The sequence below is a fragment of the Streptomyces sp. NBC_01275 genome (assembly GCF_026340655.1).
GTDB lineage: Bacteria > Actinomycetota > Actinomycetes > Streptomycetales > Streptomycetaceae > Streptomyces.
In genome coordinates this window covers 5488853-5512183 of the sequence record NZ_JAPEOZ010000001.1, presented here as the reverse complement: position 1 = coordinate 5512183, position 23331 = coordinate 5488853, and the positions used below count along the sequence as shown (strand labels likewise).

General features: G+C 70.3%; 23 protein-coding genes. 11 read left to right on the top strand and 12 right to left on the bottom strand.

Annotated elements, in window-relative coordinates:
* Positions 1-123 precede the first annotated feature (123 nt).
* From folP to OG562_RS24280, 5 genes are all read left to right on the top strand, one after another.
* Complete coding sequence (folP, locus tag OG562_RS24300) at positions 124-984, top strand: dihydropteroate synthase (RefSeq protein WP_266401153.1); 861 nt, start codon at positions 124-126, stop codon at positions 982-984.
* Positions 981-1502 carry a nuclear transport factor 2 family protein gene (locus OG562_RS24295; protein WP_266401151.1) on the top strand — a complete coding sequence of 174 codons (522 nt, stop codon included), beginning with the start codon at positions 981-983 and terminating at the stop codon, positions 1500-1502. The genes folP and OG562_RS24295 overlap by 4 nt, the downstream gene beginning before the upstream one ends.
* A 229-nt stretch (positions 1503-1731) precedes the next feature.
* Positions 1732-2091, top strand: coding sequence for a dihydroneopterin aldolase (gene folB, locus OG562_RS24290; protein ID WP_266401149.1), 360 nt, complete (start codon positions 1732-1734; stop codon positions 2089-2091).
* Positions 2088-2699, top strand: coding sequence for a 2-amino-4-hydroxy-6-hydroxymethyldihydropteridine diphosphokinase (folK, locus tag OG562_RS24285; RefSeq protein WP_266401148.1), 612 nt, complete (start codon positions 2088-2090; stop codon positions 2697-2699). Before folB ends, folK begins: the two co-directional genes overlap by 4 nt.
* Before the next feature lie 68 nt (positions 2700-2767).
* Entirely contained in the window at positions 2768-3253 is a 486-nt protein-coding gene (locus OG562_RS24280; protein ID WP_266401146.1) for a DUF3180 domain-containing protein, read from the top strand.
* 51 nt (positions 3254-3304) lie between these two features.
* Here the strand turns inward: OG562_RS24280 and folE are convergent, their stop codons facing one another.
* The 6 genes from folE to dacB all read right to left on the bottom strand — a co-directional run bounded on the left by folE (position 3305) and on the right by dacB (position 11086).
* Positions 3305-3910, bottom strand: coding sequence for a GTP cyclohydrolase I FolE (folE, locus tag OG562_RS24275; protein ID WP_266401144.1), 606 nt, complete (start codon positions 3908-3910; stop codon positions 3305-3307).
* A gap of 138 nt (positions 3911-4048) precedes the next feature.
* Positions 4049-6088, bottom strand: a complete 2040-nt coding sequence (ftsH, locus tag OG562_RS24270) for an ATP-dependent zinc metalloprotease FtsH (RefSeq protein WP_266401143.1) — start codon at positions 6086-6088, stop codon at positions 4049-4051.
* Between the two features lie 208 nt (positions 6089-6296).
* Complete coding sequence (hpt, locus tag OG562_RS24265) at positions 6297-6857, bottom strand: hypoxanthine phosphoribosyltransferase (RefSeq protein ID WP_266409491.1); 561 nt, start codon at positions 6855-6857, stop codon at positions 6297-6299.
* A gap of 61 nt (positions 6858-6918) precedes the next feature.
* Complete coding sequence (gene tilS / locus OG562_RS24260) at positions 6919-7950, bottom strand: tRNA lysidine(34) synthetase TilS (protein ID WP_266401142.1); 1032 nt, start codon at positions 7948-7950, stop codon at positions 6919-6921.
* Positions 7951-8141: 191 nt separating this feature from the next.
* Entirely contained in the window at positions 8142-9275 is a 1134-nt protein-coding gene (locus OG562_RS24255; RefSeq protein WP_266401141.1) for a zinc-dependent metalloprotease, read from the bottom strand.
* A 98-nt stretch (positions 9276-9373) separates the two neighbouring features.
* Positions 9374-11086 (bottom strand): D-alanyl-D-alanine carboxypeptidase/D-alanyl-D-alanine-endopeptidase, encoded by a 1713-nt coding sequence (gene dacB, locus OG562_RS24250; RefSeq protein WP_266401140.1) that lies wholly within the window; start codon positions 11084-11086, stop codon positions 9374-9376.
* Positions 11087-11165: 79 nt separating this feature from the next.
* Between dacB and OG562_RS24245 the strand changes: the two genes are divergently transcribed.
* Both OG562_RS24245 and OG562_RS24240 read left to right on the top strand, forming a co-directional pair.
* Positions 11166-11657: an inorganic diphosphatase gene (locus tag OG562_RS24245; RefSeq protein ID WP_059193998.1), complete on the top strand. Its 492-nt coding sequence runs from the start codon at positions 11166-11168 to the stop codon at positions 11655-11657.
* A 129-nt stretch (positions 11658-11786) separates the two neighbouring features.
* The gene (locus tag OG562_RS24240; protein ID WP_266401133.1) at positions 11787-13463 is read left to right on the top strand and encodes a threonine/serine exporter ThrE family protein; all 1677 of its coding nucleotides are present in this window, start codon (positions 11787-11789) and stop codon (positions 13461-13463) included.
* Positions 13464-13518: 55 nt separating this feature from the next.
* Here OG562_RS24240 and OG562_RS24235 read toward each other — a convergent pair whose 3' ends face one another.
* Positions 13519-14415 carry a DedA family protein gene (locus OG562_RS24235; protein ID WP_266401131.1) on the bottom strand — a complete coding sequence of 299 codons (897 nt, stop codon included), beginning with the start codon at positions 14413-14415 and terminating at the stop codon, positions 13519-13521.
* 141 nt (positions 14416-14556) lie between these two features.
* Here OG562_RS24235 and OG562_RS24230 point away from each other — a divergent pair, with 141 nt between their 5' ends.
* Positions 14557-14922 carry a YbjQ family protein gene (locus tag OG562_RS24230; RefSeq protein ID WP_266401129.1) on the top strand — a complete coding sequence of 122 codons (366 nt, stop codon included), beginning with the start codon at positions 14557-14559 and terminating at the stop codon, positions 14920-14922.
* Between the two features lie 50 nt (positions 14923-14972).
* Here the strand turns inward: OG562_RS24230 and OG562_RS24225 are convergent, their stop codons facing one another.
* Positions 14973-15734, bottom strand: coding sequence for a MerR family transcriptional regulator (locus OG562_RS24225; protein ID WP_266401127.1), 762 nt, complete (start codon positions 15732-15734; stop codon positions 14973-14975).
* 170 nt (positions 15735-15904) lie between these two features.
* On the opposite strand from OG562_RS24225, the gene OG562_RS24220 reads away from it, so the two are divergent.
* Entirely contained in the window at positions 15905-17185 is a 1281-nt protein-coding gene (locus OG562_RS24220; protein WP_266401126.1) for an ion channel protein, read from the top strand.
* 30 nt (positions 17186-17215) lie between these two features.
* A complete protein-coding gene (locus OG562_RS24215; RefSeq protein ID WP_266401123.1) occupies positions 17216-18628 on the top strand; it encodes a glutamate decarboxylase in 1413 nt (470 codons plus the stop codon).
* A gap of 30 nt (positions 18629-18658) precedes the next feature.
* Here the strand turns inward: OG562_RS24215 and OG562_RS24210 are convergent, their stop codons facing one another.
* The 3 genes from OG562_RS24210 to OG562_RS24200 form a co-directional block, all read right to left on the bottom strand.
* The gene (locus tag OG562_RS24210; RefSeq protein ID WP_266401120.1) at positions 18659-19300 is read right to left on the bottom strand and encodes a PadR family transcriptional regulator; all 642 of its coding nucleotides are present in this window, start codon (positions 19298-19300) and stop codon (positions 18659-18661) included.
* Positions 19301-19429: 129 nt separating this feature from the next.
* Positions 19430-20890: an aldehyde dehydrogenase family protein gene (locus OG562_RS24205; protein ID WP_266401118.1), complete on the bottom strand. Its 1461-nt coding sequence runs from the start codon at positions 20888-20890 to the stop codon at positions 19430-19432.
* A 153-nt stretch (positions 20891-21043) separates the two neighbouring features.
* A complete protein-coding gene (locus OG562_RS24200) occupies positions 21044-21868 on the bottom strand; it encodes a helix-turn-helix transcriptional regulator (protein WP_266409490.1) in 825 nt (274 codons plus the stop codon).
* 375 nt (positions 21869-22243) lie between these two features.
* Here OG562_RS24200 and OG562_RS24195 point away from each other — a divergent pair, with 375 nt between their 5' ends.
* The gene (locus OG562_RS24195) at positions 22244-22726 is read left to right on the top strand and encodes an ATP-binding protein (protein ID WP_266401116.1); all 483 of its coding nucleotides are present in this window, start codon (positions 22244-22246) and stop codon (positions 22724-22726) included.
* A 153-nt stretch (positions 22727-22879) separates the two neighbouring features.
* On the opposite strand, the gene OG562_RS24190 is transcribed toward OG562_RS24195, so the two are convergent.
* Positions 22880-23098: a DUF397 domain-containing protein gene (locus OG562_RS24190; protein WP_052183895.1), complete on the bottom strand. Its 219-nt coding sequence runs from the start codon at positions 23096-23098 to the stop codon at positions 22880-22882.
* Positions 23099-23331 lie beyond the last annotated feature (233 nt).

Sequence of the window (23331 nt, the reverse complement as noted above, 5' to 3'; positions counted from 1 at the left end):
CGGTACGCCGTGCCCGGGCCCCCGCGGACCGGCCCGGGCGGAAGCCCCGCCCCTCTCCCGGCCCTGGGGCTTGTGCCCGGGCCGCCCGGCGGCGCGGCCCCTTCCTGGGCCTACGCTGAACGCATGAGCAAGCAGAGCGGGCGCGGGCGCGTCGTCGGCCTTCCGGAATGGGACCGCTGCGCGGTCATGGGGGTCATCAACGTGACCCCCGACTCCTTCTCCGACGGCGGCCGCTGGTTCGACACGACGGCCGCCGTCAAACACGGCCTCGAGCTCGTCGCCGAGGGCGCGGACCTGGTCGACGTCGGCGGCGAGTCCACCCGCCCCGGCGCCACCCGCGTGGACGAGGCGGAGGAACTGCGCCGGGTCGTCCCCGTCGTCCGCGGCCTCGCCTCCGAAGGCGTCGTCGTCTCCGTCGACACCATGCGCGCCTCCGTCGCCGCCCAGGCCCTCGCGGCCGGCGCCGCCCTCGTCAACGACGTCAGCGGCGGCCTCGCCGACCCGGCGATGATCCCGACCGTCGCCGACGCGGGCGCCCCCTTCGTCGTCATGCACTGGCGCGGCTTCCTCGAAGGCGGCAACGTCAAGGGCGTCTACACGGACGTCGTCGCCGAAGTCGTCGACGAACTCCACGCGCGCGTGGACGCCGTTCTGGCCGGCGGCGTCTCCCCCGACCGCATCGTCGTCGACCCGGGCCTCGGCTTCTCCAAGGAGGCCGACCACGACCTGTCCCTGCTCGCCCGCCTCGACCGGCTGCACGCCCTGGGCCACCCGCTGCTGGTCGCCGCCTCCCGTAAACGGTTCCTCGGCCGCGTCCTGGCCGGCCCGGAGGGCGCGCCGCCGCCCGCGCGGGAGCGCGACGCCGCCACGGCCGCCGTCTCCGCCCTCGCCGCGCACGCCGGCGCGTGGGCGGTACGCGTGCACGAGGTCCGTGCGACAGCGGACGCGGTACGGGTCGCACGCGCCGTGGAAGGAGCCCGGTGAGCGCCCCCCACACCGACGTCGAGCAGGTCGAGGCCGCCAACACCGCCTTCTACGAGGCCCTGGAGCGAGGCGACTTCGAGACGGTCTCCTCGCTCTGGCTCACCCCGACCGACCTGGGCGTCGACGAGGAGTACCACGACCCGGCGGACACCGGCGTGATCTCCTGCGTGCACCCGGGCTGGCCGGTGCTCACCGGCCGCGGCGAGGTGCTGCGGTCGTACGCGCTGATCATGGCGAACACCGACTACATCCAGTTCTTCCTCACCGACGTGCATGTCTCGGTCACCGGTGACACCGCCCTGGTGACCTGCACGGAGAACATCCTCAGCGGCGGGCCCGCGCCGGTGGAGGGCGAGGAGCTCGGGCCGCTCGTGGGCCAGCTCGTCGTCGCCACGAACGTGTTCCGGCGCACCCCGGACGGCTGGAAGCTGTGGTCCCACCACGCCTCCCCGGTCCTGGCCGAGAACGACGAGGACGACGAGGACGGAGACGCGGACGGGGACTCCCCCTCCCCATAGGAACCAAGAAGTGGTTGGAATCACGAACCCGCGGGTAGGGGCGGCTACCAACCCGTGAGCCACCAGGTTCCCCAAGGGAAACGCACGGTGAAACCTCCTGGCTCCGGCCCGGCCCGGCGTCGCCGTGGCCTGGCCGTGTCAGTGCTCGCGGGTAGATTCGTTCGAGGCCAGGGTGCCGTCCGCACCCGGTACGCACTGGCCGTCAACAACGACTGCAGGAGTGATTCGCGTGGATCGTGTCGCGCTGCGCGGCCTCAAGGCCCGCGGGTACCACGGGGTGTTCCCCAAGGAACGCGAGGAGGGCCAGACCTTCATCGTGGACCTCGTCCTGGGCCTGGACACCCGCCCCGCGGCGGCCGACGACGACCTGGCGAAGACCGTGCACTACGGCATCGTGGCGGAGGAGGTCGTGGCGGTCGTGCAGGGCGATCCCGTCGACCTCATCGAGACCCTCGCCGAGCGCATCTCCCAGGCCTGTCTGCAACACGAAGGGGTACAAGAGGTCGAGGTCTGCGTCCACAAACCGGACGCGCCGATCACCGTGCCCTTCGACGACGTGACCGTCACCATCACCCGGAGCCGAGCATGACCGCGTTCTTCACCGCGGGTCAGAGCGACCCGACCGTACAGCCGGTACCCGCCTCCGTCGTCGAGAAGGTCGACGCCGCCGACACGACCCTGCACAACCCGCAGCGGGCAGTGATCTCTCTCGGCGCCAACCTCGGCAACCGGCTGGAGACCCTCCAGGGCGCCATCGACGCCCTCGAGGACACACCCGGCGTGCGCATCAAGGCCGTCTCCCCGGTGTACGAGACGGTGCCCTGGGGCGTCGAGCCCGGCAGCCAGCCCTCGTACTTCAACGCGGTCGTCGTCCTGAAGACCACCCTGCCCCCGTCGTCGCTCCTGGAGCGGGCGCACGCGGTCGAGGAGGCCTTCCACCGCGTACGGGACGAACGCTGGGGCGCGCGCACCCTCGACGTCGACATCGTCGCGTACGCAGACGTCGTCGACGACGATCCGCACCTCACCCTTCCTCATCCCCGCGCCCACGAACGCGCGTTCGTGCTGGCCCCCTGGCACGACGTGGACCCCGAGGCACTGCTGCCCGGTCGCGGCCCGGTCGCCGATCTCCTCGACGCCGTCACCCGCGAGGGCGTCGCGCCCCGCAAGGACCTGGAACTCCACCTGCCCGCGTAGTCGTTAAGGTCAAGACGAGCATCGTCCGCGGGAGGGCCCGCGGGCCCCGGGGGAGCTGAAGGGACACCGTGAGAGAGCTGCGCATCAGGGTGCTGGCAGGCGTGTTCATCGTTGCCGGAATCCTGTCCTGGGCGGGCGCCCGCCTCTGGAACTCGATCGGGACCCTGCCCAGCGTCCCGCTGGCCGCACCCATCGTCCTGGCCCTGATCGCCGCGGTCCTGCTGGCCACCGCGCTCTCGCTGCGCGCCCGCCTCAAGGCGCAGCGCGAGCGCCGGCCCGAGGCCAAGGGCGTCGACCCCCTGATGGCGGCCCGTTCCGTCGTCTTCGGCCAGGCCAGCGCCCTGGTCGCCGCCCTCGTCGCCGGCATGTACGGCGGCACGGGCGCCTTCCTGCTGGAGCAGCTCGACATCCCCGCCCGCCGCGACCAGGCCATCTACGCCGGCTTCTCCGTCGTCGCGGGCATCGCGGTCATAGCGGCGGCCATCTTCCTGGAGCGGGTCTGCAAGCTCCCGGAGGACGACGACCACGACAAGGGAGCTGCGTCACCGGCGTGAGGCTCCGGCGCCTCGGCGCCCCTGCCTCGGCTGAACCCCTGTCTCAGCGGCTCAGCGCGCCATGATCAGGCTCATCGCCTCGTTGCGGGTGGCGGGGTCACGGAGCTGACCGCGCACCGCCGAGGTGATGGTCTTGGCCCCGGGCTTGCGCACCCCTCGCATCGACATGCACATGTGCTCGCACTCGACGACGACGATCACCCCACGCGGCTCCAGGATCTTCATCAGGGAGTCGGCGATCTGCGTGGTGAGTCGTTCCTGCACCTGCGGGCGACGAGCGTAGACGTCCACCAGCCGGGCCAGCTTGGACAGGCCCGTGATCTTGCCGTCCGTGGACGGGATGTACCCGACGTGGGCCACGCCGACGAACGGCACGAGGTGATGCTCACAGCTGCTGAGCACCTCGATGTCCTTCACCAGGACCATCTCGTCGTGCCCCAGGTCGAACGTCGTCGTCAGCACGTCCTCGGGCTTCTGCCACAGCCCCGCGAATATCTCCCGGTAGGCCCGCGCCACCCGCGCCGGCGTCTCCCGCAGACCCTCTCGGTCCGGATCCTCGCCGACCGCGATCAGCAGCTCCCGTACGGCGTTCTCGGCGCGCTTCTCGTCGAACTCGCCGATGGCGCCCTCGCCGTCCAGCGTCACGGGGTCGGTCATCTGGTGCCTCGTTCCTGTGCGGGTCGTGCGTGAGGGTCACGCGCCTCTTTTCGGACATGCGAAATGCCGCGCCCCCCAGGCTAAAGCCAGGGGGGCGCGGCATCCATTCCGGGCCTGGTGGGGCCACCGGGAGCCGGGTCAGCTCTCGGGGCGGTCCTCCGGGGCGGGCTCGGCCACCGGGGCGGACTCCGCCGCGGTGGACTTCGCGGTGGAGATCGCCGGCGTCGCGCCGTTGGCGCCGTTCGTCAGTGCGAGCTCCCTGGGGGAGAGCACCGGCGGACGGGTGGACGGCGTACGCCGCGAGGAGCCGGTCCAGGCGGGCCGCGCCGGGCGCTTGACGATGGAGGCGAAGACCTCGGCGATCTCCTCCTTGCCCAGCGTCTCCCGCTCCAGCAGCTGAAGCACCAGGTTGTCGAGGACGTCGCGGTTCTCGACCAGGATCTCCCAGGCCTCGTTGTGCGCGTTCTCGATGAGCTTCTTCACTTCCTCGTCCACCAGCGCGGCGACCTCTTCCGAGTAGTCGCGCTGGTGAGCCATCTCACGGCCGAGGAACGGCTCGGTGTTGTCGCCGCCGAACTTGATCGCGCCCAGACGCTCGGTCATGCCGTACTGCGTGACCATCGCGCGGGCCGTGGCGGTGGCCTTCTCGATGTCGTTCGCAGCGCCGGTCGTCGGGTCGTGGAAGACGAGCTCCTCCGCAGCGCGGCCGCCCAGCATGTAGGCCAGCTGGTCGAGCATCTCGTTGCGGGTGGTGGAGTACTTGTCCTCGTCCGGGAGCACCATCGTGTACCCGAGCGCACGGCCGCGGGACAGGATCGTGATCTTGTGGACCGGGTCGGAGTTGGGAGAAGCCGCCGCGACCAGGGCGTGGCCGCCCTCGTGGTACGCGGTGATCTTCTTCTCCTTGTCCGACATGATCCGGGTCCGCTTCTGCGGGCCCGCGACCACACGGTCGATCGCCTCGTCCAGGCTGTGGTTGTCGATCAGCTTCTTGTCCGAGCGGGCCGTCAGCAGCGCGGCCTCGTTCAGCACGTTGGCGAGATCGGCACCCGTGAAGCCGGGGGTGCGGCGGGCGACGGCGCCCAGGTCGACGTCGGGCGCGACCGGCTTGCCCTTCTGGTGGACCTTGAGGATCTCCAGACGGCCCTGCATGTCCGGACGGTCGACCGCGATCTGGCGGTCGAAGCGGCCGGGGCGCAGCAGCGCCGGGTCGAGGATGTCGGGCCGGTTCGTGGCGGCGATGAGGATCACGCCGCCCTTCACGTCGAAGCCGTCCATCTCGACGAGCAGCTGGTTCAGCGTCTGCTCGCGCTCGTCGTGACCGCCGCCGAGGCCGGCGCCGCGGTGGCGGCCGACCGCGTCGATCTCGTCGACGAAGACGATCGCCGGGGCGTTCGCCTTGGCCTGCTCGAACAGGTCGCGGACTCGGGAGGCGCCGACGCCGACGAACATCTCGACGAAGTCGGAACCGGAGATCGAGTAGAAGGGGACGCCCGCCTCGCCGGCGACGGCGCGCGCGAGCAGGGTCTTGCCCGTACCGGGAGGCCCGTACAGGAGCACACCCTTGGGGATCTTGGCGCCGACGGCCTGGAACTTCGCCGGCTCCTGCAGGAACTCCTTGATCTCGTGGAGCTCCTCGACGGCCTCGTCCGAACCGGCGACGTCCGCGAACGTCGTCTTCGGGGTGTCCTTGGTGATGAGCTTCGCCTTGGACTTGCCGAAGTTCATGACGCGGGAGCCGCCACCCTGCATCTGATTCATCAGGAACAGGAAGACGACCACGATGAGGACGAAGGGGAGCAGGGACAGCAGGATCCCGACGAAGGCGTTCTGCTTCGTCGGCGAGACCGTGTAGCCGTCCGGGATCTGCTTGTCCTGGTACTTGGTCTGCAGCGTGTTGGCAATGGTCACGCCCTGATCGCCGATGTAGCTCGCCTGGATCTTCGAGCTGCCCTCGATCTTTGTGCCGTCTTTGAGCGTGGCCTTGATGGTCTGCTCGTCACCGGTGGTGAGCTTGGCAGACTCGACCTTGTTGTCGTTGATCGCTGCAATGACCTGGCCGGTGTCCACCGTCTTGTAGCCGCCGGACGAGCCGACGACCTGCATCAACACGACCACGGCAAGGACGGCCAGCACGATCCACATGACCGGCCCACGGAAGTATCGCTTCACGTCCATCCATACGGAGCGGTGTCGCCCCGTCCCTCCTGCCATAGTGAGTTTGATAAGACAGTTCTTCTGACGGTACCCCAGCATTGTCGCCCGAAGGCGCACGGTACGGCTGGCGAACCCGTCTGCATGCTCCAACGGCGCGAGGCCCGCCGGGGTTCCCGTCAGTCCCACGAGCTTGGGCCCTTAGGGGTCAGCCGGGATTTCAGCCGGGGTTTCAGCCGCCGTAGACGTGGGGCGCGAGCGTACCCACGAACGGGAGGTTGCGGTACTTCTCGGCGTAGTCGAGGCCGTAGCCGACGACGAACTCGTTGGGGATGTCGAAGCCCACCCACTCCACGTCGAGCGCGACCTTGGCCGCCTCCGGCTTGCGCAGCAGGGTGCAGATCTTCAGGGACTCGGGCTCGCGCGAGCCGAGGTTGGAGATCAGCCAGGACAGGGTCAGTCCGGAGTCGATGATGTCCTCGACGATGAGGACGTGCTTGCCCTTGATGTCGGTGTCGAGGTCCTTGAGGATCCGCACGACACCGGAGGACTGGGTGCCCGCGCCGTACGACGACACGGCCATCCAGTCCATGGTGACGGGGGTGGACAGCGCCCGCGCGAGGTCGGCCATGACCATCACCGCGCCCTTGAGGACGCCGACGATGAGCAGGTCCTTGCCCGCGTACTCCGCGTCGATCTTCGCGGCCAGCTCGATCAGCTTCGCGTCGATCTCTTCCTTGGTGATGAGCACTTCTTTGAGGTCGGTGCCCATGTCTTTCGCGTCCACCCGCATCACTTTCGGTCGTCCCACCGGCTGACCAGCCCCTCCGTGACGTGCCGGGAGGGGGCCGGATTCAGCTTTGCCGAATCACCAGTCTGCCACCCTGCCGCTGGGCGACCACTTTGCCGGGGAGATTGATGACCCCCTGGCCGCGCCAACCGGTGATCAGCCGGTCGACCTCCTCGATGTGCCGGGCGAAGAGGGAACCGGCCGGGGCGCCCGCCTCGATGGCGGCACGGCGCAGGATTCGGCGGCGTACGGCGGGCGGCAGGGCGTAGAGCTTGGCGCACTCCAGGAGGCCGGTGGCGTCCCGTACGGAGGCCTCGGCCTGGCCGGCCCAGGCGTCGAGGGCGTCGGCGTCGTCGCGGGAGAGCTGGGCCGTGCGGGCGAGGGCCTCGACGACGCCCTTGCCGAGGGCCTTCTCCAGGGCGGGCAGGCCCTCGTGGCGCAGCCGGGAGCGGGTGTAGGCGGGGTCGGCGTTGTGCGGGTCGTCCCAGACCGGCAGGGACTGGACCATGCAGGCCTTGCGGGCGGTCTGCCGGTCGAGTTCCAGGAAGGGGCGGCGGTAACGGCCGCCGGCCCCCGAGACCGCGGCCATTCCGGACAGGGAGCGGATGCCGGAGCCGCGGGCGAGGCCGAGCAGGACGGTCTCGGCCTGGTCGTCGCGGGTGTGGCCGAGGAGGACCGCGGCGGCGCCGTGGCGTTCGGCCGCGGCGTCGAGGGCGGCGTAGCGGGCGTCGCGGGCGGCGGCTTCGGGTCCGCCTTCGCGGCCTACGGACACGGCGGCGGACTCGACGGGGTCGAGTCCGAGTTCGCGCAGGCGCAGGACGACCTCGTCGGCGCGCAGGTCGGAGCCGGGCTGCAGACCGTGGTCGACGGTGACGCCGCCGGCCCGGATGCCGAGCTTGGGTGCTTCGAAGGCGAGGGCGGAGGCGAGCGCCATGGAGTCGGCGCCGCCGGAGCACGCCACGAGCACGAGCGGCGCGGGCGGGCGCTCGTGCGCGGTCGGCGCGGAGACGGCGGCGGGCTGATGGTCGTTGAGGATGTCGTGAAGAACGCGGCGGACCGCCAGGCGTATCGCCGCGACCGCAGGATGGGGACCCACTGTCCGGTTCCCTTCATGAAGTTTCGGGGGTGAACCCGAGGTCGGTCACTCAGAGTGTGTAGATGGTGACAGAACCGGGCCGTTCCCCGAGCATTGCACGCCTGCCGAGGGCTCACGGTCCCTCGGACGGGTGATTGAAGGGGCGTTCGCCTGCCGTCGGCCGGTTTCGGCTCACCCCGCTCGTGGCGGGCTCACGAATCCGCCTTGCGGTGCACCCGCGCGACCCAGTCCGCCGGGGTGGCGATCTCGGTCTTGGTCGGAAGTGTGTTCGGGGAGGTCCATACGCGGTTGAAGCCGTCCATGCCGACCTGGTCGACCACGGCGCGCACGAACCGCTCGCCGTCCCGGTACTGCCGGAGCTTGGCGTCCAGGCCGAGCAGCTTGCGCAGGGCGCCGTCCAGTCGGGAGGCGCCCTTGGCGCGACGCTGCTGGAACTTCTCGCGGATCTCCGCGACGCTCGGCACGACGTCGGGACCGACTCCGTCCATCACGAAGTCGGCGTGTCCCTCCAGGAGGGACATCACGGCGGTGAGGCGCGCGAGGATCTCCCGCTGGGCCGGGGTCTGCACGAGCTCGACCAGGGAGCGCCCGCCGTCGTCCTCCTCGCCCTCGGGACGGCCTCCGGCGAGGGACTGGGCGGCTTCCCGGATGCGCTCCAGGAAGGTCATGGGGTCGACGTCCGTCTCCCCCAAGAACGACTGGATTTCACCCTCGAGATGGTCGCGCAGCCAGGGCACCGCGGAGAACTGGGTGCGGTGGGTCTCCTCGTGGAGGCACACCCAGAGGCGGAAGTCATGGGGCTCGACGTCGAGTTCGCGCTCCACGTGCACGATGTTCGGCGCGACGAGGAGCAGTCGGCCGCCGCCGTTGCCGCCCGCCGGGAGTTCGCGGGTGGCCGGGGCGAAGGTCTCGTACTGGCCGAGGACGCGGGAGGACAGGAACGACAGCAGCATGCCGAGCTCGACGCCGGTGACCTTGCCGCCGACGGCGCCGAGGACCGCGCCGCCGGGGGTGCTGCCGCGCCGCTCCTGCATCTTGTCGAGGAGGGGCTTGAGGATCTCCCGGAAACCCGCGACGTTCGCCCGCACCCAGCCGGGGCGGTCGACGACCAGGACCGGGGTGTCGTGGATGTCCTCGGTGCCCATACGAGTGAAGCCCCGGACGTGTCCCTCCGAGGCCTTGGCGTGCCGGCGAAGCTCCGCGACGATCGCCCGGGCCTCGTCGCGGCTCACCTCGGGGCCCGGCCGTACCAGCCGGGTCGCGGTCGCCACCGCGAGATTCCAGTCGACCATCCCGGGAGAAGCGGCACCACCGATGCTCGTCATGTGTCAACCGTACGGGAGCGCCGCCGTTGCGGGCAGGCCGCGACGGGCGAGTCAGGGGGACGTCAGGGTCGCGGGTGCGGGGCCGACGGGGAACTCCCCTACCTGCACCCGCAGCCCGCGAGCGCCGTCGCCGTCCGGTCCAGGGCCGCCTGAGCCGCCGTCGGGTCCGTGGTGTCCGCCGTCAGGAGGGCGAACGCCAGCAGCCGGCCGTCCTGGTCCACGACCGTGCCGGCGAGGGCGTTGACGCCGGTGAGGGTGCCGGTCTTGGCGCGTACGACGCCGGCCGCGCCGTCGGCGTAACGGGCGCTGAGGGTGCCGGTGAAGCCGGCGATCGGGAGGCCGGTGAGGACGGGGCGCAGATCGGGGCGGGTCGGATCGCCGGCCTTGACCAGGAGGGCGGTCAGGAGGTTCGCCGTGAGGCGGTCCTCGCGGTCGAGGCCGCTGCCGTCCTTGAAGGCGGCGCCCTTCACCGGCAGTCCGAGCTTCTTCAGCTGGGCCTGGACGGCCTTGCCGGCGCCGCCGAAGTCGGCGCGGGCGCCGGTCGCGACGGCGGTCTGGCGGGCGAGCGCCTCGGCGATGTCGTTGTCGCTGTTGGTGAGCATCCGTTCGACCAGGGCGGACAGCGGGGGCGAGGAGACCGTGGCGAGGGTCTGCGCGCGGGTGGTCGCCTTCGAGGGGCCGGGGGTCGTGGTCGTGACGCCGGCGGACTTCAGGAACCCGGCGAACTTGCGGGTCGTGTCCGCCGCCGGGTCGGCCACGCGGGTCACCGGGCCGCTCGCGGAGTCGTCGGTGCGGCCCTCGTCGGCACTCAGGGCGGTGACGGGAGCGAGGTTGGGGTTGACCCCGATGGGGTGAACTTCGGGGCCGGCGAAGAGCGTCGTGTCGTACGAGAGCGTCACGCGCGTGATGCCGCGTTTCTTCAGGGCGGTGGCCGTCGAGGCGGCGAGGGTGCGCAGGCTCGCCCAGTCTCCGGCGTCCTCGCGGGCCGTGAGGGTGGGGTCGCCGCCGCCGACGAGGACGAGTTCCTTGGTGTCGGCCTCGAACGCGGCGCGGGTGGTGAGGCGGTGCTCGGCGCCCATCGCGGAGAGCGCGGCGACGGCGGTGGCGATCTTCGTGGTGGAAGCCGGGGTCAGCGCCGTGTCGGCCCCGACGCCGTACAGGCGTTTGCCGGTGGCCACGTCGACGACCGCGGCGGTGTGCCGGGCGCCGAGGGCCGGGTCGCTCAGGAGCGGCTTCAGGACGCCCGCCAGGCCCGTGCCGGTCGGGAGGGCGTTCGGGGCGGCCTTCACGGCGCCGGCGGACCCGCCGAGGCCCGCGAGGACGGAGGCGGCGCTGGGGGCGGGCCGGGGCGCTCCGGCGGCGCTGTCGGACGTACCGGAAGAACCATCTGAACCAGACGAACCCGACGAACCGGAGGAATGAGCGGATTCTTCCGTGCGGCCGTGATCTGCGCCACCCGTCCGTTCGAGTGCGGCGGCCCGGTCCCGCTCGGCCGTACGCTGACCGGTGGAGTCCCAGGGGCCTGCGGCGGTCACCACGCCGGCGGCCAGCGCCAGCCCGGCGGTCGCCGCGCCCGCGGTGTACTGCCAGGATCTGACGTTCCGGCCGACCTTCGGCCTCGTGATGCGCGCGAGCTGCGGTTTCGCCGCCTGTGTGAGCCGTGCGACCTGCGGCTCGACGGCCGCGGCAACGCGCGCGAGACGTGGCCGTACGATCTCTGCGGCCCGTGCCAGACGCGGTCGTACGGCGTTCGCGGCCCGCACCACATGCGGTCTCGCGGCTCGCCAAGGCCTCAGCTCTGGCACGAACACCAGCCCCTTTCGCGATCACCCAGCTGCGTGAGGGACACTTAACCACCAGAACTATGTGCTGATCATGGAGGAGCCACCGGTGGAGTTCGACGTCACGATCGAGATCCCGAAGGGTTCGCGGAACAAGTACGAGGTGGACCACGAGACCGGTCGGATCCGCCTGGACCGTCGACTCTTCACCTCGACCGCCTACCCGACCGACTACGGATTCGTCGAGAACACTCTCGGCGAGGACGGCGACCCGCTCGACGCGCTGGTCATCCTGGACGAGCCGACCTTCCCGGGCTGTCTCATCAAGTGCCGTGCGATCGGCATGTTCCGGATGACGGACGAGGCCGGCGGCGACGACAAGCTGCTGTGCGTCCCGGCGACCGACCCGCGCGTGGAGCACCTGCGGGACATCCACCACGTGTCGGAGTTCGACCGCCTGGAGATCCAGCACTTCTTCGAGGTCTACAAGGACCTCGAGCCCGGCAAGTCCGTCGAGGGCGCCGACTGGGTGGGCCGCACCGACGCCGAGGCCGAGATCGAGCGGTCGTACAAGCGCTTCAAGGACCAGGGCGGTCACTGAGGCTCCAGGTCTTGCAGAGACCGGCCTTGTAGAGGTGCGTAAAGGGCCGCACGCGTACGCGTGCGGCCCTTTCGCGCGTCTGTGCGCATACTGAGGCCTACGGAAGGCGTCGTTCAGGGAGCTTGCTCAGTGACGGAGGCGGAGGACCGCAAGCCGCAGTCGGACGAGGCGAGGAACGCCTTCGAGTCCGAGGTGACCTCCGAGTTCGCGATTCCGGCGGGCATGGCCGTCGGCAAGAGCGGCGGGAAGAGCGGCGGCGAGTCGGAGACGACGTCGGAGTTCGCCGTTCCGGCGGGGCTGGACGTGTCGGCGGCCGGCGCGGAGGCCGAGGGGTCGGCGTTCAGTCGGCCGAGCACGTACAGCGCCCGGCACGCCCCGGCCGCGTTCACGCCGGCCGACGGGATACCGGTGGTCAGTCTGACCAAGGACGTGCCCTGGCAGGACCGGATGCGCACGATGCTGCGGATGCCGGTGGCCGAGCGGCCCGCGCCGGAGCCCGGCCCGAAGGCGGAGGAGGACGGTCCGGCCGTCCCGCGCGTGCTCGACCTGACCCTGCGCATCGGGGAGTTGCTGCTGGCGGGCGGGGAGGGCGCCGAGGACGTGGAGGCCGCGATGTTCGCGGTCTGCCGCTCGTACGGGCTGGACCGCTGCGAGCCGACCGTCACCTTCACGCTGCTGTCGATCTCGTACCAGCCGTCGCTGGTGGAGGACCCGGTGACGGCGTCGCGGACGGTGCGTCGGCGCGGCACCGACTACACGCGCCTGGCGGCCGTCTTCCGGCTCGTCGACGACCTGAGCGACCCGGACCCGGAGACCCACGTCACCCTGGAGGAGGCCTACCGGCGGCTGGCGGCGATGCGCCGCAACCGGCATCCCTACCCGACCTGGGTGCTCACCTCGGCGAGCGGGCTGCTCGCGGGCGCGGCCTCGGTGCTGGTCGGCGGTGACGTCGTGGTGTTCGTGGCGGCCGCGCTGGGCGCGATGCTCGGCGACCGGCTGGCGTGGCTGTGCGCGGGGCGCGGGCTGCCGGAGTTCTACCAGTTCCTGGTCGCCGCGATGCCGCCGGCCGCGCTCGGCATCGCGCTGACGCTGGCCGACGTCGACGTGAAGGCGTCCGCGGTCATCACCGGTGGACTGTTCGCCCTGCTGCCCGGGCGGGCGCTCGTGGCGGGCGTCCAGGACGGTCTGACGGGCTTCTACATCACCGCGGCCGCGCGTCTGCTGGAGGTCATGTACTTCTTCGTCGGCATCGTCATCGGCGTGCTGGTGATGCTCTACGTCGGCGTGCAGCTGGGCGCCCATCTCAACCCGGACGCGGCCCTGGGCGTCACCGAGCGGCCGCTGTGGCAGCTCGGCGCGTCGATGCTGGTGTCGCTGACCTTCGCCGCGCTGCTTCAGCAGGAACGATCCACCGTGCTCGCCGTGACGCTCAACGGGGGCGTCGCGTGGTCGGTGTACGGCGCGATGCGCTACGCCGGCGATCTCTCGCCGGTGGCCTCCACGGCCGTCGCGGCGGGGGTGGTGGGGTTGTTCGGGCAGCTGCTGTCGCGCTACCGGTTCGCTTCCGCCCTGCCGTACACCACCGCCGCGATCGGGCCCCTGTTGCCAGGGTCGGCGACCTATTTCGGGCTGCTGTCCATCGCGCAGAACGAGGTGGACGCGGGGTTGGTGTCGCTCACCAAGGCCGCGGCGCTGGCCATGGCCATCGCCATCGGGGTGAACCTGGGGTCCGAGGTGTCGCGGCTGTTCCTGAGGGTGGGCTCCGCGGAGAAGCGGCGGGCCGCCAAGCGGACGCGGGGGTTCTGAACGGCGTACACCCCTCCGCCCGGCCCCGCGTCCCTCAAGGGGCGCTGCTGCGCTGCTAGTAGCCCTGGTTCTGGTTGTACGGGTACTGCTGCTGGGGCTGGTCCCATTCCTGGGGGTACTGCGGCTGGGCGTACTGCTGTTGCTGCGGGTACTGCTGCGCGTAGTAGTCGTTCTGCTGGTTCTGGTTCTGGTTCTGACCCTGGTCCTGGTAGCCGTACTGCGTGGGCTCTTCGATGCGGCGGAGCTGGGTCGTGGCGTCGTCCATGACCGGGGGGTGCTGCTGGTACGGCTGCTGGGGCTGCTGCTCGGCCGGGGGCTGCGCCGGGTTCTTCTTGCTCTTGGAGCGTGCGCGCAGGAACTCGATGATGATCGGGACCACCGAGATGAGGACGACCAGGATGAGCATCGCCTCGATGTTCTTGTGCACGAACTCGATCTTGCCGAGCCAGGAGCCCAGCAGGGTCACGCCCGCGCCCCACAGGACACCGCCGACGACGTTGAAGACCAGGAACGAGCGGTACTTCATGCCGCTGACGCCGGCGATGATCGGCGTGAACGTGCGCACGATGGGCACGAAGCGGGCGAGGACCAGGGACTTCGGGCCGTACTTCTCGAAGAACTCGTGCGCCTTGACGATGTTCTCCTGCTTGAAGAGGCGGGAGTCCGGTCGGTTGAAGAGGGACGGGCCCACCTTCTTGCCGAACATGTAACCCGCCTGGTCCCCCAGGATCGCGGCCACGCAGATGAGGGCGATCGCCCCCCAGAGCGGGAAGTCCAGCTGGTTCGTCGCGATCAGCAGACCGGCCGTGAACAGCAGCGAGTCGCCGGGCAGGAAGAAGCCGATGAGGAGCCCCGACTCCGCGAACACGATCAGGAGCAGGCCCCAGATGCTGTAGGTGTCGAGGAGGTAGTTCGGATCCAGCCAGCTCGGTCCGAGGGCAAGCGTCGTCACGGTTCCGGGCTCCTGAGGGGGTGGAGGGAGGTGCAGCGGCCTGGTACGGCCGCACAAAGCTATCAACGCAATGTGTCCGCCCCAGGTTCCACCGGTGACTCCAGGATGCACTGTGGCCCTGCTGGGGCAAAGCTGTGAACCATGGGCATCGAGGAATACGGCGGCGGCCAGGGTCCCCAGTCGGACGTGCTGGTCGTGACGACGAACGACGTACCCGGCCACCGGGTCGAGCAGGTCATCGGCGAGGTCTTCGGACTGACCGTGCGCTCGCGGCACCTGGGCAGCCAGATCGGCGCGGGGCTGAAGTCGATGATCGGCGGTGAGCTCAAGGGGCTGACGAAGACCCTCGTGGAGACCCGCAACCAGGCAATGGAACGGCTCGTCGAGCAGGCACGCACGCGTGGGGCCAACGCCGTGCTGATGTTCCGCTTCGACGTGACGGAGGCGGCGGACGTGGGCACCGAGGTGTGCGCGTACGGGACGGCGGTGGTCCTGGCCCGGGAGTGACCCGGGCCAGGACCACCGCCAGGCCGTCAGACCGTCAGTCCGTCAGTCCGTCACGCTGTCCCACGGGCCGCGTTCGCCGTGATCGCCTCCTTGAGGTGCTCGGCCAGACCCGGCCGCATGGAGTCGTAGAACGCCTTGAAGCGCTCGTCGGAGACGTACATCCCGGCGAGGCTCAGATGCATGGGGTACGGGCACTCGTAGAACCAGGTGCCGATGTGCCGCCGGTGCTCCTCGGCCAGGTCCATGGCCGCGTCGCCGGTCGGGGACTCTCCGGCGGCCATCAGGGCCACGTAGCGCTCCTGCCAGGCGTCGACCTCGGCCTGGAGGCGTTGCCAGTCCTCCTTGGTGTAGCGGGCGGCCCTGCGCTGCGACTCGGCGTACTCCGCGGTGCCGCCCCAGCGCGCTTCCGCCTCTTCGGCGTACTGCTCGGGGTCCTTGCCGCCGAAGATCTCGAACCTTTCCTCGGGTGTGAGGTCGATGCCCATCTCGCGTGCCTCCATGGCGTGTTCCACGGCCGCGGCCATCTTCTGCAGCTTCTCGATCCGGGCGGTCAGCAGTTCGTGCTGGCGGCGCAACTGCGCGCGCGGGTCCGCCGTCGGGTCGTCGAGCAGGGCCGCGACCTCCTCGAGCGGGAAGCCGAGCTCTCTGTAGAACAGGATCCGCTGCAGCCGGTCGAGGTCCGCGTCGCCGTATCGGCGGTGGCCCGCGTGGCTGCGCTCGCTCGGGACGAGCAGGCCGATGGCGTCGTAGTGGTGCAGTGTGCGCACCGTGACTCCGGCGAAACCGGCCACCTGTCCTACGGAGTGACTCACTTCGTCCGCTCCCTTCTCGGTACGCGCTCCACGGTGCGTCCTCACGTCGCGTGAGGTGCAAGCCCCGCCCCTCCCTGCCCTGCCACGCCTCCGCCCCGCCCCCGCCGCCTGCGTCCCCGAAGAGACTCCTTCAAGGTGTTCATGCCGTTATGCCCCCTTATCGTGAGCGCGTGGCCCAGGACACCGCGCAGACGCCCGTCGCTCCGCCGGCCCCGGCACGCGCGCTGCTGCCGTTGATCCTTCCCGCCCTCGTCGTGGGCGTGGTGGCGAGTCTGCTGTTCGTCGGGGTGAGCGCGGCGGCCGAGCAGCTCCAGGACGTGCTGTGGAAGAACCTGCCGGACGCGCTGGGCGTGGGCCGGTACTCGGTGCTGTGGATGATGGTCATGCTCACCGCGACCGGGGTGCTGGTGGGGCTCGTGGTGTGGAAGGCGCCGGGGCACGCGGGGCCCGATCCGGCGACGACCGGCCTGGACGCTCCCGTGCTGCCGCCCGCGGTGCTTCCCGGGCTGCTGCTGGCGACCGCGCTGATGCTGGCGGGCGGGCCGAGCCTGGGGCCCGAGAACCCGATCATCGCCGTGAACGTGGGAGTCGCGTTCTGGCTGGGCAGCAGGCTGGTGCCCCGGATGCCGGGCGCGGTGTGGCCGATGCTCGCGGAGGCGGCGACGATCGGGGCGCTGTTCGGCACGCCGGTGGCGGCCGCACTGCTGATCTCCGAGGCGCTGGCGGAACGGCGGACCAAGGGCGCGCTGTGGGACAACGTCTTCGCCCCGCTGGTCGCCGCCGCGGCCGGAGCGCTGACGACCGACCTGGTCGACCATCCCACCTTCGACCTGGATCTGCCCCCGATCGGGCGGCCCGGCTGGGGCGATCTGCTGGCCGCGCTGGTGATCGCGTCCGCGGCCGCGCTGCTCGGCCTGTGCGCCGTGTACGCCTTCCCGTACGTCCACGGCGCGTTCGCCCGCCTGGGACACCCGATGCTGATGCTGCCGGCCGGCGGAGTCGTGCTGGGGCTGCTGGCGGCCCTGGGCGGCCGTCTGACGCTCTTCAAGGGGCTGGACGAGGTCGGGGAGCTCGCGGCCGATCCGGAGGGCTGGTCGGCCGGGCAGTTCGCGACGATGACGGTGGTGAAGCTGGCCGCGCTGCTCGTCGCCGCGTCCTGCGGGTTCCGGGGCGGGCGCATCTTCCCGGCCGTGTTCGTCGGCACCGCTCTCGGTCTCACCGCCCACGCGCTGGTGCCCGGGGTGCATCCGGCGGTCGGGGTCGCGACGGCCGTGCTCGGGGTCCTGCTGGCGATCACCCGGCACGGCTGGTTGAGCCTGTTCGTCGCCGCCGTCCTGGTCGCCTCTCCGACCATCATCGCCCTGCTGTGCTTCGCCTCGCTGCCGGCCTGGCTGCTGGTGACGGGGCGGCCCCAGATGCAGTTGCGCAAGGACGGAACTCCCGTCCGCTGACGCCCGTTCGCTCCTTGAGGAGGCACACCCATGGCGTTGCACAAAGGACCCGAGAATCCCGACGAGCGCCCCCTTTCCGTGAACCCGTTCTACGGCGAGGCGAATCCGGTCGGCGGCATGACCGAGGCCCCGCCCAAGCACCGGCTGCCGGACGCCCCGATGCCGCCGTCGACGGCGTACCAGCTGGTGCACGACGAGCTGATGCTGGACGGCAACGCGCGGCTGAACCTGGCCACTTTCGTCACCACCTGGATGGAGCCGCAGGCCGGGGTGCTGATGGCGGAGTGCCGGGACAAGAACATGATCGACAAGGACGAGTACCCGCGCACCGCCGAGCTGGAGCGGCGTTGTGTGGCGATGCTCGCCGACCTGTGGAACGCGCCGGACCCGTCGGCGGCCGTGGGCTGTTCGACGACCGGGTCGAGCGAGGCGTGCATGCTCGCCGGGATGGCGCTGAAGCGCCGCTGGGCGCTGCGCAACGGCGACCGGTATCCGTCGAGGGACGTCCGCCCGAACCTGGTCATGGGGGTCAACGTCCAGGTCTGCTGGGACAAGTTCTGCAACTTCTGGGAGGTGGAGGCCCGCCAGGTCCCCATGGAGGGCGACCGCTTCCATCTCGACCCGCAGGCCGCTGCCGAGCTGTGCGACGAGAACACCATCGGGGTCGTCGGCATCCTCGGCTCCACCTTCGACGGGTCCTACGAGCCGATCGCGGAGCTCTGCGCGGCCCTGGACGCCCTCCAGGAGCGCACCGGCACCGACGTCCCCGTGCACGTCGACGGCGCGTCCGGCGCGATGATCGCGCCCTTCCTCGACGAGGACCTGGTGTGGGACTTCCGTCTCCCGCGCGTGGCGTCCATCAACACCTCGGGGCACAAGTACGGGCTGGTGTACCCGGGCGTCGGCTGGGCGCTGTGGCGCGACAAGGAGGCCCTGCCGGAGGAGCTCGTCTTCCGGGTCAACTACCTGGGCGGCGACATGCCGACCTTCGCGCTCAACTTCTCGCGGCCCGGCGCTCAGGTCGTCGCGCAGTACTACACGCTGCTGCGGCTGGGGCGGGAGGGCTTCCGGGCGGTGCAGCAGTCCACGCGGGACGTGGCCCGGGGCATCGCCGACCGGGTGGAGGCGCTCGGCGACTTCCGGCTCCTCACCCGCGGCGACCAGCTGCCCGTCTTCGCCTTCACGACAGGGCCGGACGTGACGGCGTACGACGTCTTCGACGTCTCGCGGCGGCTGCGGGAGAACGGCTGGCTGGTGCCCGCGTACACCTTCCCGCCGAACCGGGAGGACCTGTCGGCGCTGCGGGTCGTGGCCCGCAACGGCTTCTCGGAGGACCTCGCCGACCTGTTCGTGGAGGACCTGACCCGGCTGCTGCCGGAGCTGCGCCGGCAGTCGGGACCGCTGACGCGCGACAAGGCGGCGGCGACCGGGTTCCACCACTAGACGGGCGTACGGATAGACGGGCGTAGGACGCTACCGGTCGTCCTCGGGGTGGCGCTCCCCCGTCGCGTACGGGTTCTCGCGGCCCTCCGTGAGCACGCCGACGAACGGCTCGCCCTCGCCGGCGAACGTGTAGGCGCCGCCCTCGATCCGGGCGATCAGGCCCCGGGTCCACTCGGCCTCGGCGTCGGCCGTGTGGACCCAGAGGTTCATGATCTCGCCGATGTGGCCCAGCTGTTCGGGGCCCTGCTCGGGGGCGTAGTCCTGGGTGACGACCCCGCGCCACTCCTCGATGCGGCGGATCCGCTCCTTCAGGAGGGCGACGGCCTCGGCGCGCGGCAGGTCCACGATGAAGCCGATGGCCGCCGACTTCACGTCCGTCCGCTGGTCGTAGGAGGTCAGCGCCTCGCGCAGCAGCCGGACGTACTCCTCGGAGCCCGCCTCGGTGATCTCGTACTCCGTGCGGGGCGGGCCGCCGACGGTGGACGGGGCGATCTCGTGCGCGTGCAGCAGTCCCTGCTTCGCCATCTGCTTCAGGGCGTGGTAGATCGAGCCCGGCTTGGCGTTGGACCACTCGTGGGCGCCCCAGTACTCGAGGTCGTTGCGGACCTGGTAGCCGTGGGCCCGCCCGTGCTGGCGCACCGCGCCGAGCACCAGGAGACGGATCGCTGACATGCGGTCCAGCTTATGACCTGGCCGCCCCGCGCCTCGGCGGGCGGGGGCGGCGGACAGGCGTCGGGGCGGACCGGGCCGACCGGATCGTACGGATCGTCTGAATCAGCCGGATCAGCCGGATCAGCGCGATCAGAACGGGAAGCCGCTGCGGCCGTGCTGGACCGAGATCCACTTCGTGGTGGTGAAGGCCTCCAGGGTCGTCTCGCCGTTGAGGCGGCCGACGCCGGAGCTCTTCTCGCCGCCGAAGGGGACGATCGGCTCGTCGTGGACGGTGGCGTCGTTGACGTGGAACATGCCGGTGACGATCTGCTTGGCGAAGGCGACGCCCCGCTCGATGTCGGCGGTGTGGACCGCGCCGCTCAGCCCGTACGGCGTGGCGTTGACCAGGCGTACGGCCTCCTCCTCGCCCTCGAAGGTGTTGAGGAAGACGACCGGGCCGAAGACCTCCTGCTGGAGCAGGGCGGAGTCGGTGGGGAGGCCGCCGAGGACGGAGGGCTCGACGAGGTTGTCGGTGGTCGTGCCGTGCAGCAGGGCGGTCGCGCCCTCGGCGAGGGCCTGGGCGACGACGCCCGACAGGGCCTCCGCCTGGGAGGAGTTGATCACCGGGCCGATGAGGGTCTGCGGGTCGCGCGGGTCGCCGGCCTTCAGGGTCTTCACCTTGGCGACGAACTTCTCGGTGAACTCCGCGGCGATCGAGCTGTCGACCAGGACGCGGTTGGCGGCCATGCAGACCTGGCCTTGGTGGACGAAGCGGCTGAACACCGCCGCGTCGACCGCGTAGTCGACGTCGGCGTCGTCGAGGACGACGAAGGCGCTGTTGCCGCCGAGTTCGATGACGGACCGCTTGAAGTGGGCGGCGGAGACCATGGCGACATGGCGGCCGACCTTGTCGGAGCCGGTGAAGGAGATGACCCGCGGGATCGGGTGCTCCAGGAAGGCGTCGCCGATCTCGGCGATGTCGGTCACCACGACGTTCAGCAGGCCGGGCGGCAGGCCCGCGTCCTCGAAGAGCTTGGCGATCACGGTGCCGCCGGAGATCGGGGTGTTCTGGTGCGGCTTGAGCACCACGCCGTTGCCGAGGGCCAGCGCGGGGGCGACCGACTTCAGCGACAGCAGGAAGGGAACGTTGAAGGGGCTGATCACGCCGACGACGCCGACCGGCTCGCGGTAGACGCGGTTCTCCTTGCCGTCGATCGGCGAGGGGAGGATGCGGCCCTCGGGGCGCAGCGACAGATGGATCGACTCGCGCAGGAACTCCTTGGCGAGGTGCAGCTCGAAGGCGGCCTTCCCGAACGTGCCGCCGGCCTCGTCGACGAGGACCTGGCTGATCTCCGCCTCGCGCTCCTCGACCAGCCGCAGCACCTTCTCGAACACCGAGCGGCGGGCGTAGGCGTTGGTCGCGGCCCACTCCTTCTGCGCGCGGGCGGCGGCCGCATAGGCCTCGTCGACCTCGTCGACCGTGGCTATGGTGATCGACGCGAGCTTCTCACCGTCGTAGGGATTGAAGTCGATGATGTCCCAGGACCCTGTCCCCGGACGCCACTTACCGTCGATGTACTGCTGGGCCAGGTCGGTGAAGTAGGACGACATGTGATCCCTCAATCCCCTGCTGCGATCGGCGCTGCGATCGGCATCACGATCTGATCACACGTCATCGTACGTGTGTTTCAGGGGAGTTGGGAGCGATCCCCGACCGTTCTAGGGGAAACCCTAGGGCCCGCCGAAAGACCGGTGAAAGACGGGTCAGGAAAGCTGGAGCAGGCCGCGCAGCAGGTCCCGGCTCTCGTCCGGCCCGGGGCTGTCCTGCTGGAGTTCCTTCAGCGCCTGCTCGTACTGGGCGACGTCCTCGCGCTTGTCGAGGTAGAGGGCGCTGGTGAGCTGCTCCAGATAGACGACGTCCTGCAGGTCGGACTCCGGGAAGCTGAGGATGGTGAAGGCCCCGGACTCCCCGGCGTGCCCACCGAAGCTGAACGGCATGATCTGCAGCCGTACGTTGGGGCGCTCGGAGATCTCGATCAGGTGCTGGAGCTGTCCGCGCATCACCGCGCGGTCGCCGTACGGCCGGCGCAGGGCGGCCTCGTCGAGGACGATGTGGAAGTCGGGGGCGCTCTCGGCGACGAGGTACTTCTGCCGCTCCAGGCGCAGCGCCACGCGCCGGTCGATGTCGGCCGCGCTCGCGCCCTTCATCCCGCGGCTGACGACCGCGTGGGCGTACGCCTCCGTCTGCAGCAGCCCGTGCACGAACTGCACCTCGTACACCCGGATCAGCGCGGCCGCGCCCTCCAGGCCGACGTAGGTGGGGAACCAGTTGGGCAGGACGTCCGAGTAACTGTGCCACCAGCCCGCCACGTTGGCCTCACGGGCCAGTCCGACGAGCGCCTGGCGCTCCGCGTCGTCCGTGATGCCGTACAGGGTCAGCAGGTCCTCCACGTCCCGGGTCTTGAAGCTCACCCGGCCCAGCTCCATACGGCTGATCTTCGACTCGGAAGCGCGGATCGAGTACCCCGCCGCCTCGCGCGTGATGCCGCGCGCCTCGCGCAGCCGCCGTAGTTGCGAACCCAGCAGCATGCGCCGCACCACCGATCCGGGCTCTCCCGCGCTCACGTTCGCCAGCCTCCCCAACCGTCTTCAGGGCCCGCAGTCTGCCACTAAAACACTTCGAGCAGTACTCGTCCGATTACAGAGATGGAAAGAAGCCAAAGGATACGCACAGCGCGCCGTGTGGGAAGAGGGTGAAGAAAGGAAGGGAAGTGCCGGTGGCAGGTGGGAAGTTGGCGGAAAAAATGGCCAAGAAGCGGTACGGGAAGGTCCATTTCGGTCACGTGCACGTGCATCTGCCCTTGCATCTGCTGTACGCATCCGAAACCATGGTCCCGCGCCACCGCTGCATCGCAACGACCGCGAATCCGGGGAGTGCCTCGCATGGGGACGAATGGATCGACCATGCTCGAGCCGTTACGGCAGGGCCTTCCGCCGCTTGATCCCGCGGCCGTGTCCAACGCGGCCTCCTGCGCTCTGCCCGCCGGGCTCGAAGCGGTGCGCGAGGCACGGCAGTTCGCCAGGAGAACGCTCGGCCAGTGGGATGTCGGCGACCGCTTCGACGACATCTGTCTGGTCGTCTCGGAACTGGTGACCAACGCCCTGCGGCACGGACTGTCGCCGGACGCCGCCCCCTGTATGACGGACGAGCATCCGGCCGTGCGGCTGCATCTGATGCGGTGGACCGAACGACTGGTGTGCGCGGTGCGCGACCCCAGCCGCGACAGTCCGGTGGCGCGCGAGACGGAGGACTTCTCGGCCGAGTCCGGCCGCGGCCTGTTCCTCGTCGACTCCTTCGCCGACAGCTGGGGCTGGCACCCGCTGTCCGGCTCGCTCGGCGGCAAGGTCGTCTGGGCGCTGTTCCGGCTGCACACGCCCACCGAGTGAAGAACCGCGGCGCTTTTCCAGGCCGCGGTTCTACGCGCGTCGTAACCGTTCTTGACGTGATGTCACCGGATCTCGCGTGATGTCACGCGTTGTCACACGATGTAGTCGACCTTACGGCGATATTTCCGATATCCACGATGCCGACGGGGAACGTCAGCTCGCGATCAGGTGGTCGAACTCGCCGTCCTTGATGCCCAGCAGCATCGCCTCGATCTCGGCCCGCGTGTAGACGAGCGCGGGTCCGTCGGGGAAGCGCGAGTTGCGCACGGCCACGTCACCGCCCGGCAGCCGGGCGAACTCCACGCAGGAACCCTGCGAGTTGCTGTGCCGGCTCTTCTGCCAGGCAACCCCGTACAGCTGTGTGGCCGTCATGCCGTTGTACACGTCGTGCCCCCCGTCAACGTGGTGGTCCACAGGTCGCTCCCTGGTGGTGCACTGGCTCACGTGGCCATTGGTGCCGTGGTCAACTGTCCCGGATCATAACCCCGTTCATGTGCAGTTGCATGAGCATATGCACGTGCACGCGGGGTACTTGCGCGGTTACAGCTTTGACGCCCGCTTTACCCAAGTCGTTCGGCTCGTCGGCCGGGTGAAATCGTCCGGAT

Coding starts and splice junctions, on each gene's coding strand:
- OG562_RS24255 (WP_266401141.1), bottom strand. CDS start 9,275: ATGACGAGCATCGGTGGTGCCGCTTCTCCCGGGATGGTCGACTGGAAT.
- folE (WP_266401144.1), bottom strand. CDS start 3,910: ATGACCGACCCCGTGACGCTGGACGGCGAGGGCGCCATCGGCGAGTTC.
- OG562_RS24215 (WP_266401123.1), top strand. CDS start 17,216: ATGGCGTTGCACAAAGGACCCGAGAATCCCGACGAGCGCCCCCTTTCC.
- OG562_RS24210 (WP_266401120.1), bottom strand. CDS start 19,300: ATGTCAGCGATCCGTCTCCTGGTGCTCGGCGCGGTGCGCCAGCACGGG.
- ftsH (WP_266401143.1), bottom strand. CDS start 6,088: ATGGACGTGAAGCGATACTTCCGTGGGCCGGTCATGTGGATCGTGCTG.
- hpt (WP_266409491.1), bottom strand. CDS start 6,857: ATGCGGGTGGACGCGAAAGACATGGGCACCGACCTCAAAGAAGTGCTC.
- folK (WP_266401148.1), top strand. CDS start 2,088: ATGACCGCGTTCTTCACCGCGGGTCAGAGCGACCCGACCGTACAGCCG.
- OG562_RS24195 (WP_266401116.1), top strand. CDS start 22,244: ATGCTCGAGCCGTTACGGCAGGGCCTTCCGCCGCTTGATCCCGCGGCC.
- folP (WP_266401153.1), top strand. CDS start 124: ATGAGCAAGCAGAGCGGGCGCGGGCGCGTCGTCGGCCTTCCGGAATGG.
- OG562_RS24200 (WP_266409490.1), bottom strand. CDS start 21,868: ATGCTGCTGGGTTCGCAACTACGGCGGCTGCGCGAGGCGCGCGGCATC.
- OG562_RS24190 (WP_052183895.1), bottom strand. CDS start 23,098: ATGACGGCCACACAGCTGTACGGGGTTGCCTGGCAGAAGAGCCGGCAC.
- OG562_RS24205 (WP_266401118.1), bottom strand. CDS start 20,890: ATGTCGTCCTACTTCACCGACCTGGCCCAGCAGTACATCGACGGTAAG.
- OG562_RS24230 (WP_266401129.1), top strand. CDS start 14,557: ATGGGCATCGAGGAATACGGCGGCGGCCAGGGTCCCCAGTCGGACGTG.